Annotated in this window: 11 protein-coding genes; 4 read left to right on the top strand and 7 right to left on the bottom strand. The window is 67.1% G+C overall.

Going from position 1 to position 13,719, the window contains the following annotated elements; genetic code table 11:
• Positions 1–316: 316 nt before the first annotated feature.
• Complete coding sequence (locus M673_RS21075; RefSeq protein WP_061978676.1) at positions 317–1,318, top strand: SDR family oxidoreductase; 1,002 nt, start codon at positions 317–319, stop codon at positions 1,316–1,318.
• A gap of 186 nt (positions 1,319–1,504) precedes the next feature.
• Here M673_RS21075 and M673_RS21070 read toward each other — a convergent pair whose 3' ends face one another.
• From M673_RS21070 to M673_RS21060, 3 genes are all read right to left on the bottom strand, one after another.
• Positions 1,505–2,926, bottom strand: a complete 1,422-nt coding sequence (locus M673_RS21070; protein WP_082639941.1) for a pentapeptide repeat-containing protein — start codon at positions 2,924–2,926, stop codon at positions 1,505–1,507.
• Positions 2,927–4,102: 1,176 nt separating this feature from the next.
• Positions 4,103–6,103 carry a response regulator gene (locus M673_RS21065; RefSeq protein ID WP_061978675.1) on the bottom strand — a complete coding sequence of 667 codons (2,001 nt, stop codon included), beginning with the start codon at positions 6,101–6,103 and terminating at the stop codon, positions 4,103–4,105.
• A gap of 551 nt (positions 6,104–6,654) precedes the next feature.
• Positions 6,655–8,859, bottom strand: a complete 2,205-nt coding sequence (locus tag M673_RS21060) for a heavy metal translocating P-type ATPase (protein WP_061978674.1) — start codon at positions 8,857–8,859, stop codon at positions 6,655–6,657.
• A gap of 68 nt (positions 8,860–8,927) precedes the next feature.
• On the opposite strand from M673_RS21060, the gene M673_RS21055 reads away from it, so the two are divergent.
• Complete coding sequence (locus M673_RS21055; RefSeq protein WP_061978673.1) at positions 8,928–9,350, top strand: MerR family transcriptional regulator; 423 nt, start codon at positions 8,928–8,930, stop codon at positions 9,348–9,350.
• 25 nt (positions 9,351–9,375) lie between these two features.
• Here the strand turns inward: M673_RS21055 and M673_RS21050 are convergent, their stop codons facing one another.
• The 4 genes from M673_RS21050 to M673_RS21035 all read right to left on the bottom strand — a co-directional run bounded on the left by M673_RS21050 (position 9,376) and on the right by M673_RS21035 (position 12,421).
• Positions 9,376–9,591: a hypothetical protein gene (locus tag M673_RS21050; RefSeq protein WP_061978672.1), complete on the bottom strand. Its 216-nt coding sequence runs from the start codon at positions 9,589–9,591 to the stop codon at positions 9,376–9,378.
• Between the two features lie 234 nt (positions 9,592–9,825).
• Entirely contained in the window at positions 9,826–10,233 is a 408-nt protein-coding gene (locus M673_RS21045; RefSeq protein WP_061978671.1) for a hypothetical protein, read from the bottom strand.
• Positions 10,234–10,416: 183 nt separating this feature from the next.
• On the bottom strand, positions 10,417–11,376 hold the full coding sequence (locus M673_RS21040; protein ID WP_244493222.1) for a PhnA-like protein: 960 nt from the start codon (positions 11,374–11,376) through the stop codon (positions 10,417–10,419).
• A 331-nt stretch (positions 11,377–11,707) separates the two neighbouring features.
• Positions 11,708–12,421, bottom strand: coding sequence for a Crp/Fnr family transcriptional regulator (locus tag M673_RS21035; protein WP_061978670.1), 714 nt, complete (start codon positions 12,419–12,421; stop codon positions 11,708–11,710).
• Between the two features lie 370 nt (positions 12,422–12,791).
• On the opposite strand from M673_RS21035, the gene M673_RS21030 reads away from it, so the two are divergent.
• On the top strand, positions 12,792–13,034 hold the full coding sequence (locus M673_RS21030; RefSeq protein ID WP_061978669.1) for a DUF6894 family protein: 243 nt from the start codon (positions 12,792–12,794) through the stop codon (positions 13,032–13,034).
• Between the two features lie 138 nt (positions 13,035–13,172).
• Positions 13,173–13,442 carry a hypothetical protein gene (locus M673_RS21025; protein ID WP_061978668.1) on the top strand — a complete coding sequence of 90 codons (270 nt, stop codon included), beginning with the start codon at positions 13,173–13,175 and terminating at the stop codon, positions 13,440–13,442.
• Positions 13,443–13,719: the final 277 nt, after the last annotated feature.

Raw genomic sequence — 13,719 nt, 5'->3', positions numbered from 1 at the left:
TTGGTCATGAATCCCTCCGAGTCGCAAGGCGAGTCGGAAAGGGGTTAACGAGGCCTTTCAGGCTCCGGCAAGCTCCGTGTTGCAGGGCGCTGGGATGGCCGGTGACAGGGCTTCGCGGGTCGGAACTGGCATTCCTCTTATCATTCCGATGCCCTTTGATGGCGGTTCTAAAGGGTGCGTTGTCAGGTGACAACTTGCGGCATGGCAATCCGTCGTAGCAGACCCCGTGCCCTGCCCCGCGCGTCCGCGTCGCACCCGGCAACCCCTGCGTCACCCGTGCATTCCCATCCCGACCGGCACGAAAAGGATCGTTGGGATGAAGACCGTTGTAGTGACCGGAGGCAGCGCGGGGATCGGCCTGGCCATCGCGGAGCGCTTTGCCAAGGCCGGGTGGCAGGTGGCGCTCCTGGCCCGCGACAGGGAACGGCTGGCCGAGGCGCGCGAGATGCTGGCGGGCCATGGGCCGCGTATTCTCGACATTCCGACCGATGTCGGCATGGCGTCGGAGGTGGACAGGGCGGCCGAGCGGGTCGTGGCGGAGCTGGGCGGCATCGACGCCTGGGTCAACAACGCCATGTCCACCGTGGTCGCCCCGGCCGACAAGATCACGCCGGAAGAGTATCAGCGCGTCACCGCCGCGACCTATCTTTCGCAGGTCTACGGCACGCTGGCCGCGCTGCGCAGCATGAAGCCGCGCAATCGCGGCGCGATCATCCAGGTGTCGTCGGGTCTGGCAATCCGCTCCGCGCCGCTCCAGGCCGCCTATTGCGGCGCCAAGGCGGCCGTCGGCGGCTTCACGGACTCGCTGCGCTCCGAACTCATCGCGGATCGCTCAAGCGTGACGTTGAGCGTCATCTATCTCCCCGCCGTCAACACGCCGCAGCCGACTTGGGCGCGCAACCGGACGGGCCATGAGCAGGTGATCCCCGATCCGCTGTTCGACCCGCGCCTTTGCGCCGAAGCCGTCTATTCCGCCGTGCGCGATCCGCAGCGCGAAATCTGGGTCGGACGCTCCACCGCCATGATGGCGCTGGCCCAGGCTCTGGCGCCGGGGTTTGCCGATCGCAAGGCCGCCGGCATGCGCGAGGCGCAGGAAGGCGCGCCCATGGCGCCGCGCGAGGGCAATCTGGAGGTGGCGGTCAAAGGCCCGGCGCGGATCGACGGCCCGTCCAAGAGCCGGACGCTTGGCACGCGCCACGAGTTCGTGACGCGCCGTCAGGTGGATCTGGTGAAGGCGGGCGCGGTGGCGGGCGTGTTCGTCGCCGGGCTTGCGGCGCGATCCGTTCTGTCGAGGCTGGTCGGTCGCTCGCGTTACTGAGGGTCTTCAGCGGCGGGAGAGGGCGCTTTGGTCGGTTCCCGCCGCTGACCGCGTGCGGCCTCTCGATTGCGAGCGGTCAATATAAAGAGACGGCCGGGTTTTTAGAGCCGGCAGACGCCGAGGGCGGGCCGGATGTGCGATGCCCGGCCCCGCCCATCATCATCCTGAGCCGCGACTTCGCGCCCGTCAGCGTCGGATGCGGTTTCCCAGGATGTAGCCGAACAGGCCCATGAGGATGATGCCGATCGCGCCTTGCAGGCCCACCAGAATGTTGGCCGTGCGGCCCACCACCTCGATCCCGATCTCGGGCGGGTTGGAGGTCATCATATTGAGGGCGCTGTAGCTGAGAAGGTCGATGACGTTGCGGGTCGGGATCTCAGTGCCCTTGGGCACCAGCCCTCCGTCCAGCCCATAGAGCGCGCCGAAGACGAGGATCAGGATCGCGAAGGCGCGCACGACACGCGACAGGCTCTCGCCATAGTCGCACAGCCATTCCACGAAGCGATCGGCCGCCCAGACGTAGGATTGCTCGAGAAGCGCGCGCCAGCGGCGCTCGCGGAGCGCTTTCCCCGCGCCGGCGCGCGCGCCCAGGCACCCCATCTTGCGACCCTTCTTGTAGGCCCATCCGGCCTCCGCCTTGGCGCCGATGCTGATGAAGTTCGCCTCCAGCGCGGAATAGCTCGCCCGCGCGGCCTCGAACTGGCCGGCGACCTCTTCGCCCACCGCGCCGCCGAGCTGCTCGGCGCGCAAGCGGCAGCCCTCGATCCAGGCACCGCCGAAGCGGACATGGCGAAGATCGCAGCTCGACAGGTCGATGCGCAGAAGCGTCGTGTCGGAAAGGTCCGCGCCGCTGAGATCGGTGCCGGTCAAGGCCGCGCCGGCGAGATTGGCCCCGCGCAGCCGCGAGCCGCGAAGCTTGGCGCGCTTGAGGCTGGCGCCGGTGAAGTCGGAAAAGGTGAGGTTGACGTCGGACAGGTCGGCTTCGTCCAGACGGGCCTTGCGGAACACGGTCCGGTCGGCGTCGGCGCCGGTGAAGTCGGCGCCCCAGCCGTCCGCGCCCTCGAAATCAGCGCCGTCGAGAAGCGCGGTCTTGAAGCTGGAGAAGCGCAGGTTCGCGCCGCGAAAGATCGCGTCCTCCAGCATCGCGCCCTCAAACTCGGCCTGTCCGCCGACGGCGTTGACGAAGGAGGCGCCGCTGAGATCGGCGTTCGAGAAGCGCGCTTCCTCGATCAGCGCGTCGTCGAAGCGCGCGGCGCGGCCCACCCCGTTGGCGACGACGGCGCGTTTCAGATTGGCATGGGTGAGATCGGCGCCCGTGAACGGAAGGCCGGAGAGATCGGCGTCCGCGAGATCGAGCCCCTGCCATTCCGCGTCCCACCAGTCCGGCGGCGAGGGCAGGGCGGCGACGGCCACGGCCAGACGCGGCGCATCCGCCACGGCATCGCGCAGGTTCGCGGCGGGCGAGGGGGCGGGCGCATCCCCGCCGCGCGCCACGGCGAGATAGGCGAGAAAGCTCTGGAGGCGCTGACGGGCGCGCTCCGTGGCGGTGGCGGACTCGGGCGAGGAGGGCGCTGCGCTCGATGCGGCCTCGTCGAACAGGGCGATCATCGGGTGGTGTCCGCAGCAAGGGAGGTGAGCGCGGCCGGGAAATGCGTCATCGCGCGAGGTTGGCTCGCGAGCGGCCGTGGCGAAGCGGGGCAGGGCGAGGGCGTGTCTTGGGTGGGGCGAGGCGATGTGTTGGACAGAGGGCGTGAACGGGTCATTGATGGAGCCTTGGTTCTGCGTAAGGGCAGGCGAGCGGCGAAGGAGAGGGGCGGGATGTTCGGAGCGGGGCAGCGCTTTGCGCCAGACGGGGGCACGGAACCGGTCCGCTCGCCGCCTTCTCCCTGACGCTGGAAACCGTTTCGTGCCAGCCGTCCGGCGACGATATCGCTTTCCCGGCTTTCAGCATGGCAGCCGATTCTGCCTGACGGCACCACCCGCCTTTAGCAGCCCGTTTGAAAACTCGGGCGGGTCGGTCCGACGGTTCTTTTTCGCCGTCGCCTGTCCGCATGGACCGTTGCCAAATCTCGCTGATGCGCTTTAGCATCGACGGCGATCGGCCCCTTGCGACATTCGGAAATCCCGCGCCGGTCCTGCGCTGCCGAGTTTCCGAATATGCGCCGAGCACACCGCGTCGTCCGCGAACAAGCGCTATCGCAAAGACACACGGAAGCGGCTCGCGATCATCCGGGTTGCCCCGCTCGCGGAGGGTGATCGTGCCGTCCTCGCGTTCCTTGGGCGAAACGGTTTCGAGACCGACGCGCGTCTCGTCTCGCACCGCCGCACCCATGGTACGCTCGCGGAACGTCTCGGACGCGACGGATTTCTCAAGGCCTTCGAACGATCGCATGCGAGTGATCCGAGTCATTTGGCAGCTAAGGTTTGGTTCGTGCTCGGACGTGCGGGAGCATGCCGATTTGAGCGAACCGGCAGGCGCCGTGCGATCGAGGAGCAAGCACAGGGCCGGAGCGGCGGCGGTTTCATCGTCGGTCTCGCAACGACATGAGCCGTCGGAAACCGCCGATGGTCCGCCGCACCTTTGGGTATCGCGGAGAGGGCACCCTCCGCCTCATGCGCCTCACCGCGTTCCGACGACCGCACGCGAACGAGCCATCGCGTCCAGCAAGCCAGCGTCCGCCCGAACCTCCATCCATGCCGCCTCGCGACGTCACACCATGGTCGCCGGTCGCAAGAACGCGCCACCGTCCGCCAGTCCCGAGAGCCGCCGGGCGAGGCCGCCGGTCACGTCTTGCCTTCGCCCTCCGTCAGCGCGCGCACATTGGCGGCGACTTCGCGGAGGCTCACCTGGCCTTTGCTGAGGACCTGCGCAGCCGTGTCGAGCTTGCCGCGCTCCTCTGCCGTCAGGTCCCGCGCCGACAGCACGATCACGGGAATGTCGCGGTCGCTCGGACGGGCGCGAAGCGCGCGCAGAAAACCGAACCCGTCCATGATCGGCATGGTGAGGTCGAGCAGGATGACGCGCGGCCTCGCCTTGGCCACGGCGTCCAGCGCCTCCTGGCCGTTTTCGGCCTCCGCCACGGTCCAGCCGTCGCGCTCCAGGGTCTGGCGCACGCGGGCCCGCGCGTCGGGATCGTCGTCCACCACCAGGACATCGCCCACCGCCTCGCGGAACCGGTCCATGACCGAGCGGAAGCGCTCCCATTTCACCGGCTTGTCGACATAGTCGGCAGCGCCCAGCGACGAGGCGAGGCCCCGCTCGCTGACGAAGGTGACCATGACCACGGGAATGTCGGCCAAGTCGGGGTCGGCCTTCAGGCGGCCGAGAACGGTCCAGCCGTCCATGCCCGGCATCATGACATCGAGCAGGATGGCACGGGGCCGAAGCTCCTTGGCGAGCGCCAGACCCGTCGCGCCGTCGGCGGCGGTGACGGTGGAAAAGCCCTCGCGCGCCAGAAAGCGGGTCATGAGTTCGCGCTGCGCCGTGTCGTCGTCGATCACCAGGACGATCTTGGCGGGGTCGACATCGGAGACCACCGGCAGCTGGGCGTCGGGCAGGGCCTCCTCGGGCGGCAGGGCGTCGGCGATGTTGACGGGGAGGGTGAGCGTGAAGCGACTGCCACGCTCGGCCTCGCTTTCCACCGTCACGTCGCCGCCCAGCATGGCCGAGAAGGCCTTGGTGAGGGACAGGCCGAGACCGGTGCCGCCATATTTGCGCGTGGTGGAGGCATCGGCCTGGCTGAAGCGCTGGAACAGGCGCTCCAGCTGCTCGGGCGTCATGCCGATGCCGGTGTCGGTGACCGCGAAGATCATCGCCTCGCCCTCGCGCCGGACGCTGAGCGTGATCGTTCCGTCCTGTGTGAACTTGGCGGCGTTGCTGAGAAGGTTGAGCAGAATCTGCCGCACCTTGGTGACGTCGGAATGAAGCGTGCCGACATCCGCCGCGATGTCCGTGACGAGCCGGTTGTTCTTCTTCTCCACCAGCCGCTGCGCGGTGGTCGCGACATCGGAGACGATCTCGGCGACGTCGAAGGTCTCGGTGTAGATGTCCATCTTGCCGCTCTCGACCTTGGACAGATCGAGCACGTCGTTGATGAGGCTGAGGAGATGGCGCGCGTTGCTTTCGATCTTGGCGATGTCGCCGGCGAGATCGGCCGCCGCCGCGCCGTCCTCCGCCTCCTCGATCAGCATCTCGGCATAGCCGATGATGGCCGAAAGCGGCGTGCGTAGCTCGTGGCTCATATTGGCCAGGAACTGGCTCTTGGCGATGTTGGCTTCCTCGGCTGCCTGCAGCGCGTCCATCGCCGCGCGCTCGGCCAGGATCTGCTCGGTCGTCTCGTTGCAGGCGCAGAACAGCCCGATCACGCCGGACTCGTTGTCGTAGACCGGCGTGTAGGAAAAGGCGAAATGCGCCTCCGTCGTCTCGCCGTTGCGCTCCACGAAGAGCGTGATGTCGTCGAAATGAACGGACTGACCCTCATGGACCTGCGCCACCAGCGGCTCGATCTCGTCCCAGACCTCCAGCCAGACCTCGCGGAAGGTCTGCCCGAGCGCGGCGGGATGCTTGCTCTGGAGAAGCTGGATATAGGCGTCGTTGTAGAGCATCGTGCCCGCCGGACCCCAGGCGACATACATGGGCTGACGCGAGGCCAGCATGAGGCCGACGAGCGTTTTGAGCGAGCGCGGCCAGGTGGAGGGCGCGCCGAGATCGGTGGAGGACCAGTCGTAGCTTCGCAGCCGCGCGGCCATCTCGCCGGACCCGGTCAGGAACCTGGAGGATGTCATGGCGAGTTGGGACCCAAACAGAAGCCGCTCCGCAGGATGCGGAGGGCATGAGACGGTTTAGATATGCAACTCGGCGGCGGCGGACAGGGACAGGCGGTCGACTATTCGCGGTCCTGGGCTGCGACAGGATTGCGCGGGGATGCGGCCTCTCGTCCGGCGGGAGCGGGGAGGGGAGGGCGAGCTGGGATCGTCCGCTTTCCGGGTGGATCGAAAACCCGCGTTGCGCGCCACGCGGACCGGTGTCCCTTCTGATCTGGACGCGGGGCAAAACCTGTCTGGGTCGTTCGCTCGCTCGTGTCGTAGCCAAGGTTGGCCGATGCCCCCTCACGTCCTTCTTGCTTTGCTCGTCGTGAACGAACGAACCCCCCTTCCTTTTCTCCGTCGGCAGGTCCCGTCCCAGTTCTTTTAAGACTGTTTGACAACCCGATCGGGGCGGTCTGTCGGCGCTTTTTCAGCCGACGCCCGTCCGTGAGGATTGGTGCCAATCCTTGCGGATGCGTCCCCGCATCCCTCAAGCTTCGCTCTTCAGAGCGAACAAAAACCCTCTCCCATTATCCGCGAACAGGCCTTGGCCCGAGCTCCGAGCGCGGTGTCCAAGCCAGAAGCCGCATGGCGTTGGCGGTCACCAGCACGGTCGCGCCCGTGTCGGCCAGGATGGCGGGCCAGAGGCCGGTGAGGCCGACGATCGTGGTAACGAGGAAGACGGCCTTGAGCCCCAGCGCCAGCGCGATGTTGACGCGGATATTGCCCATGACGCGCTTCGACAGGGCGATCATGTCTGGGATGTCCTGAACCCGGCCGTGCAGAATGGCGGCGTCGGCGGTCTCCAGAGCCACGTCGGTGCCCCCGCCCATGGCGATGCCGAGATCGGCGGCAGCCAGCGCGGGCGCGTCGTTGATGCCGTCGCCGACCTTGGCGACGATGAGGCCCTGCGCCTGAAGATCGCGCACGATCCGCTGCTTATCCTGCGGCAGGAGCCCCGCCCGCGCCTCCAAACCCAGATCGGCGGCGACGGCCCCGGCCGCGCGCGCATTGTCGCCGGTCAGCATGATCGTGCGAAGCCCATCGGCATGGAGGCGCGCCAGCGCCGATTTGGCGTCCGGCCGCGCCTCGTCGCGCAGCGCGATGAAGCCGGCCACCGCGCCCGCAAGCACCACGACCGACACGGTCTTGCCTTCGGCATTCAATGCCTCGATCGCCTCGCGTTGCTCTTGCGTCAGCTCCACCCGCCGGGCGGCGGCCTCCGGCGAGCCGAGAAACACGCGTTCGCCGCCGACGCCGCCCTCGACCCCCTCGCCGGGCAGCGCGTGCGCGTCGAACGAGGGCGGGGCGGGCGCCCGGTCTGCCTTTGCCCGCGCGAGGATCGCCAGCGCCAGCGGGTGGCTCGACCCTTGTTCCAGAGACGCCGCCAGGGACAGGACCTGCGGCGCGGAGCGGCTGCCGGCCACGATGTCGGTCACCACCGGCCGCCCCACTGTGAGCGTGCCCGTCTTGTCGAAGGCGACAGTCGTGATGCGCCCCAGGCTTTCCAGAACCGCGCCGCCCTTCATCAGGAGGCCGCGACGCGCGCCGGCCGAAAGCCCGGCGGCGACCGAGGCGGGCACCGAGATCACCAGCGCGCAGGGGCAGCCGATGAGGAGGATCGCCAAGCCCTTGTAGATCCATTCCTCCCAGCCGCCGTCGAGCACCAGCGGCGGAACGGTGGCGACCAGCGCGCCCACCACGAGCACGGCCGGGGTGTAGACTTTGGAGAACCGGTCGATGAAGCGTTCGGTCGGGGACTTGGCCTCCTGCGCTTCCTCCACCAGCCGCACGATGCGGGCGATCGTGTTGTCCGCAGCCGTCGCCGTGACGCGCAGGCGCAGCACCGAGCCGCCGTTCACCGTGCCTGCGAAGACGGGATCGCCGACGCCCTTGCGCTTAGGCACGCTTTCGCCCGTCACCGGCGCCTCGTCCACCTCGCCCGCGCCTTCGCTCACCACCCCGTCGGCGGGAATGCGGTCGCCCGGCCGCACGAGGATGACGGCGCCGAGCGTCAGGCTCTCGGCGGAAACCTCGCGGACCTCGCCGTTCGCCTCCACCCGCGCGGTCTTGGGGAGGAGCGTCGAAAGGCCCTGGATGCTGGCGCGGGCGCGGCCCGCTGCCACGCCTTCCAGCATCTCGCCGACGAGAAAGAGGAGCACCACCGTCGCCGCTTCCTCCTCGGCGCCGATCAGGACGGCACCGATCGCCGCGATGGTCATCAGCGTTTCGATGGAAAAGGGCGTGCCGAAGCGCGCGGCGGTGACGGCGCGCCAGGCGACGGGCACGAGCCCGACGGCGAGCGCGGCGAGAAACAGCGGCCGCTCCAGCGCGGGCAGGAGATGGCCGAGCCCATAGGCCAGAAGCAGCGCCGCGAAGGCTGCCGCCGTCAGCCGCGCTTTGGGACCGCTACACCACTGGGCGCCGGCCTCGGCGGCTTGGCCGTGCGAATGGCCGGCATGGTCGCCTGCATGGGGCGCCTTCCGGCTTGCCGTGTCGGACGGGGCGGCGTTCAGTGCGGGCTCGGCGCCATAGCCGAGATTGCCGACCTGCCGCACCAGGGCGGCGGCGTCGAAGCCCGCGCCGTGGCGCACCCGCACCGTGCCGGCGGACACGGACACGGCGACATCCTCGACGCCGGGCAGGCGCCGAAGCGCGGTGTCCACCTTGTTGCCGCAGGCGGCACAATCCATCCCGCTGACGCGGAAGCGGCTTTCGCTCGATACGGCCGACATGGCGCTCTCCTTGCATCTCGATGGATGCAGGGGTACTTCCTCTAGCGACTAGAGGAGCAAGCGAAAAAATGAGCTTGGGCGTTCCGATCGGCGAGGCTTCGCGCGCAAGCGGCATCAAGGTGCCGACCATCCGCTATTACGAGCAGATCGGCCTGCTTCCCGCCCCGCCGCGCACGGAGGGCAATCGCCGGCTCTACGACGCGTCCGATCTCAGCCGCCTGCGCTTCATCCGCCATGCGCGCGAACTCGGCTTCGAGATCGAGCCGATCCGCGAGCTTCTGGCGCTGGCGGGCGAGCCGCTTCATTCCTGCGAGGGGGCGGACCGCATCGCCAAGGCGCATCTGGCTGATATCGACCACAAGATCGCGCGGCTGACGGCGCTGCGCCGCGAGGTGGCCCGCATGGCCGATTGCGGCGAGCATTCCGTGGCGGATTGCCGGGTGATCGAAGTCTTGGGCGATCACGGCGCCTGCCTGTCGGACCATCGCTGAGGGACTCGGCGAAGGCGTCGCCGCCTCAACCGGCAGGGGCGGCACCGTCCAGAGTGGGCGTTTCCAGGGCTGGGGCGCCGCTTCGCACCAAAGCCTCCAGAGCTTCGGCGGCTTGGGTCAACCGATCGCGCAGCGGCTCGGGAGCCTGCGCCGATCTTCGCCCGATCTGATGTCCCCCGACATGATGGGCCATGAGGCGAAGCTCCAGCGCAACCATGAGCAGTTCGGTGTTCTGGCGCATGCTTGCCACCTCCCACTGAAGAGGCATTGATGTCGCGTGGAGCATCGTCGCGCCATATCATAAGTTACATATCTGCTACCGAAAGTTCCACTACGATTTTCCGGCTTCGCCTCTTCAAGCGATGCGCGCCTGCAACAATCGCGTTCGTTTTTAGGCGCAGGCCCATGGTGTCGGCCGCTGCGTAAGGGCGGCGAAGTGACGTAGAGGAATTGGGGGGCGGCGCGCGATCGGGCCTCAGGATCGTTTCGCGTCTTCCGAATCCGTCTCGGGTACGGAGTAGCCGAGTTCGGCTAGACGGTTCTTCAAGGCGTCGCGCGTCTTGGCGTCTTCGATACGATGGACCGCGCGGGACAAGTCGTGAATCAGCTGCGCCTCGTCGCTGAGGGCGGCTGTGTTCCGGGGCTGGCTGAGCGCATGAGCGATGCGCACCAAGTTCGAGATCGAATCCGTCAATGCAGCCGTGTCGCTGGGCGGTCGCTGACCGAGAGCCTGGATCTGATGGGCGCAGTGCAACAGTTCCAGGCGCAACTGGCTGAAGTCGCGCTGGCCCGGAGTTGTCATCGGATCATCCGGGTGGTTGTCCATCGTGATGCTCCTCGACAGTCCTGCATTGGACGCGTCCTGCGCCTGCAGGTCATTCAAGCCCCATCAGTCCCCTTCGCGACCGATCGTCCTACAATCTAAGTTAAGATTAGGACTGAATGACGACCCATCGGGCCGTTCCGTCCCTCGGAAACAGGTCAGGGTCAGCTCCGCCTGGCGCATCTCACGCAAACGAAAGCGGCCGACCCAGAAGGGCCGGCCGCTTTTGCTGGGATCAAGATGTCAGACGCGGTGTCTGGTCGGAACGATTCGATCGGCGAAGACGGGATGCACCACGCCCGAGCGACCGCCCAGCCAACCGGCGATGGCGCCGAGCACCAGGGCCGCGAAGGCGAGGAGCGCGCCGGTCGAGACCACCGAAGCGGCGGTGTCGGCGGCTTTGGTCGCGGTCTCCTTGGCGCTGTCGATGGCCTGACGCGTGCGCTGCTCGATATCGGCCACCTGCTGCTGCGCCTGATCGACGGGGATGTTGCGAGCCTGTGCCAGCGCCTGCACCGCCTGATTGCGCGCATCGTCCGTGCCCGCCTGTCCGCCGACCACGAGGGCGCGGATGGCGTTGACGGCCTTGGCTTGCAGCGCGTCGGGATCGGTGCCGGTGGCGCGCACCTGACCCTCGATCGCGTCGAGCGGGTTGGAATTGGCGAGCATCGGCGCCGCGGTCTGCGCCACGGTCTGGCCGAGGCCGCCGATCGCGCCCGTCACGCCGCTGAAGGCGCCGCCGACGATGCCGCCGATCGCCGAGGTCAGAAGATAGAGAACGAGAAGCGTGGTGAAGGCCCAGGCCGTCAGCCCATGCAGGGCGCCGGTGGTCGGCGCGGTGCGGCCGGACATGCGCGCGGCGATGTAACCGCCGACATAGGCCGACACGATGCCCGACAGGACATACCAGATGCCGGCACCGATCGAGAAGGTGGAGGCGGCGGGATTGCCGGCCGCGCCCATCCCGGGGTCGAGCGTCGCGATGCCGATGCCGACGCCCAGCATGGTCAGCAGAACCTGCGTGATCAGGCCGACCACGACGCCGGCGAAGATCGCGCCCCAGGACACTTTATTGACGAGCATCGTGTGGGCGTCTTCGGCGACCGTCGTGGCGGGGTGGCCCAGCGGGTCGATCGGCACGGCGCCTTCGCGGGCGTTGTCCCGGAAGCTGGGGGAGGGGGAGGGGGTCCGGGCGTCGCTCATGTCGGCATGTCCTTGTCGGTGAAGGGAACCGCCCGGCGGTGTCGAGACATCCGAACGCCACGCATCGCCAAGGGGCGTGCGCGTCTCGTGATATCTGCGACCGAGCACTGGATGCGCTCGCGTTTCGCGGAAGGGTACAGCCGAAACGGCTTGCCGCTATCGTTGAAGGACGGTTCCAGCCAAGAAAAGGCCCCTTTGTCCAAACGGTTCCTAAGTATTTCTCTGATAAGAGAGAAAAGCCGGGAAAATAGACCCCTCTATAACCTGGATTATAAGGTTGAGCCGGCGCTTTCGACTTTTCCCGTCGAAAGCTCTGTCCGCCGGGTGCCGTTCATCGATCGAGATGGAGATAGTTGGGATTGAATCCGCTGAAGGTCTTGAGGCTGGCGACGTCCCTCACCACCACTTCGCGGGCGCTGAGTTCGATCAGGTTCTGATCGCGCAGCGTCATCAGCATGCGGTTGGCATGGACCACCGTCACGCCGAGCGCATCGGCGAGGTCGTTCTGCGAGATGGGCAGGGAGTAGCTGTTGTCCTTCACCAGCCCCACCGCCTCCAGCCGCACCAGAAGCTCGCACAGGAGATGGGCGATGCGAGCGTCTGCGGTGCGCTGGCCGATATTGACCAGCCATTCCCGCAAGGTGGCGGCGTCCACCAGCGAGGCCCACCAGAAGGCGCGAGCGATGGCCGGGCGCTCGGTGAGCTCCAGGATCGCCTCGCGCTTGATCCGCACCACCTGGCAGCGCGACAGCGTGCCGATATTGTGGTCCATGTGCTTGAGGATGAAGACCTGGAAGTCGCAGAAATCGCCCGGCACGAGGAAGGCCATGATCTGCCGCTTGCCGCCTTCGATCAGCTTGTAGCGGCAGGCGAAGCCCGACAGGATCAGCACCACGTCCTCCGGCACGTCGCCCTCGCGGATGATGTCCCGCTTGGCCGGCACCTCGCGCAGGGGGCGGCTGTAGCGCTCCAGCAGGTCGCGGTCGTCGCGCGTCAGCGCATGAAAGCCTTCGAGCTTTCGGATCAGCAGATTGGGCGAGGACATCGGCTGCCGTTTCCCATGAAAGACCGGAAGCCGTCATGAACCAGAGGAAGTCCTGCAGCGGCTGGTGCCGCCTATCCGACGCGTCGGATGGTTTACCCCGTCAAGCATCCGGACTGGACACGCCGGATCAGGGTGGATGGCACAGGACTTGTCCCTGACTTATAGCAGCCTTCAATATCGATTATAGTGTTCTCTTTGATTTGTGCCATACTGAAAAGGTTCGCTCGAATCTGGTGCAATATTCGAACGGCCTGTCGGCCTCTCCCGATGCCCATGCCAGAATTGATCGAACCGGCACCGCCGATGGCTCTACGGTCCTGCGTCGCAGGGCCGAGTTTCGCCGCTCGCGTGTTTGCCGCGGATTGACGTCATGCCCCGCTATTTCTTCCAGGTCTCCGGCGACACGTTGCATGTCGATCGCGAAGGCCGTCTTCTCGACGACGACGAGGCCGCCTGGTCGCTCGCCATCACCTCCACGGGCGAATTGCTGCGCGATATCGACGGCCGCATGCCGAGCCGGGCCGAGATCCTGACCACGGTGACGAACGAGCGAGGCGCGGCGCTGATCTCGCTGCGCTTCACGGCCGAGCGGTTTCCGCCCGTCATGCCTTGATTACGCGCTTCGCCTCGGCGCTGGAAGCTTTTCGGAAATCTCGGCGGTGCATCCTATGTGTAAGCCATGCCGCTGGGTTTCGCAGGGGCGACGCCGCGCCCTTCGATGCGTTTCAGCCCTGACCGCGAAAGAGACTTCATGTTGAACATCTTCGGAAATCTCGCCTGCCTCACCCTGGAGTCGAACCAGGTCATCGGGCTTCGGATGCAGAAGCTCTGGTTCGGCGGCCTTCCGGCCTGGGACGAGTCCGCCCTGATGGTCTGCGAGAAGATCCGCGCCTCGGAAGAGGCCTTCCTGCATCTGGCCACCGGCCGCAGTTTCGGCAGCGTCGTGACGGATTATCGCCGCGTCGTGCGCTCCAATATCGACCGCCTTCAGACGCCTTCTCAGGCGGCGACGGCTGACTGAGAGAGTGCGAGGACGCTCGCGCGATTTCATGCGCGAGGGTTTTATCGCGAGGGGCCGGCTGAGCGGCTTCTGATGGCCGAGCGACTGTTCAAAGGCCGGGCCGGGCCGCTGGCGCTTCCCTGCCATCGGCCTGGGGGACGCGCCTCGCAAGCGCCGTCCCAACGACATTACTCATGCCGATGGCAACGTGCATGCTGGGCGCCGATTAGTCGTCCGGACATCACGCGTCGGCATTGTCGAACAACCTTCCCGACATGTCTCCTCGCTACCCCTCCAC

It is taken from the genome of Aureimonas sp. AU20 (genome assembly GCF_001442755.1).
Taxonomy (GTDB): domain Bacteria; phylum Pseudomonadota; class Alphaproteobacteria; order Rhizobiales; family Rhizobiaceae; genus Aureimonas.
This window is presented reverse-complemented; position numbering and strand designations above follow the sequence as displayed.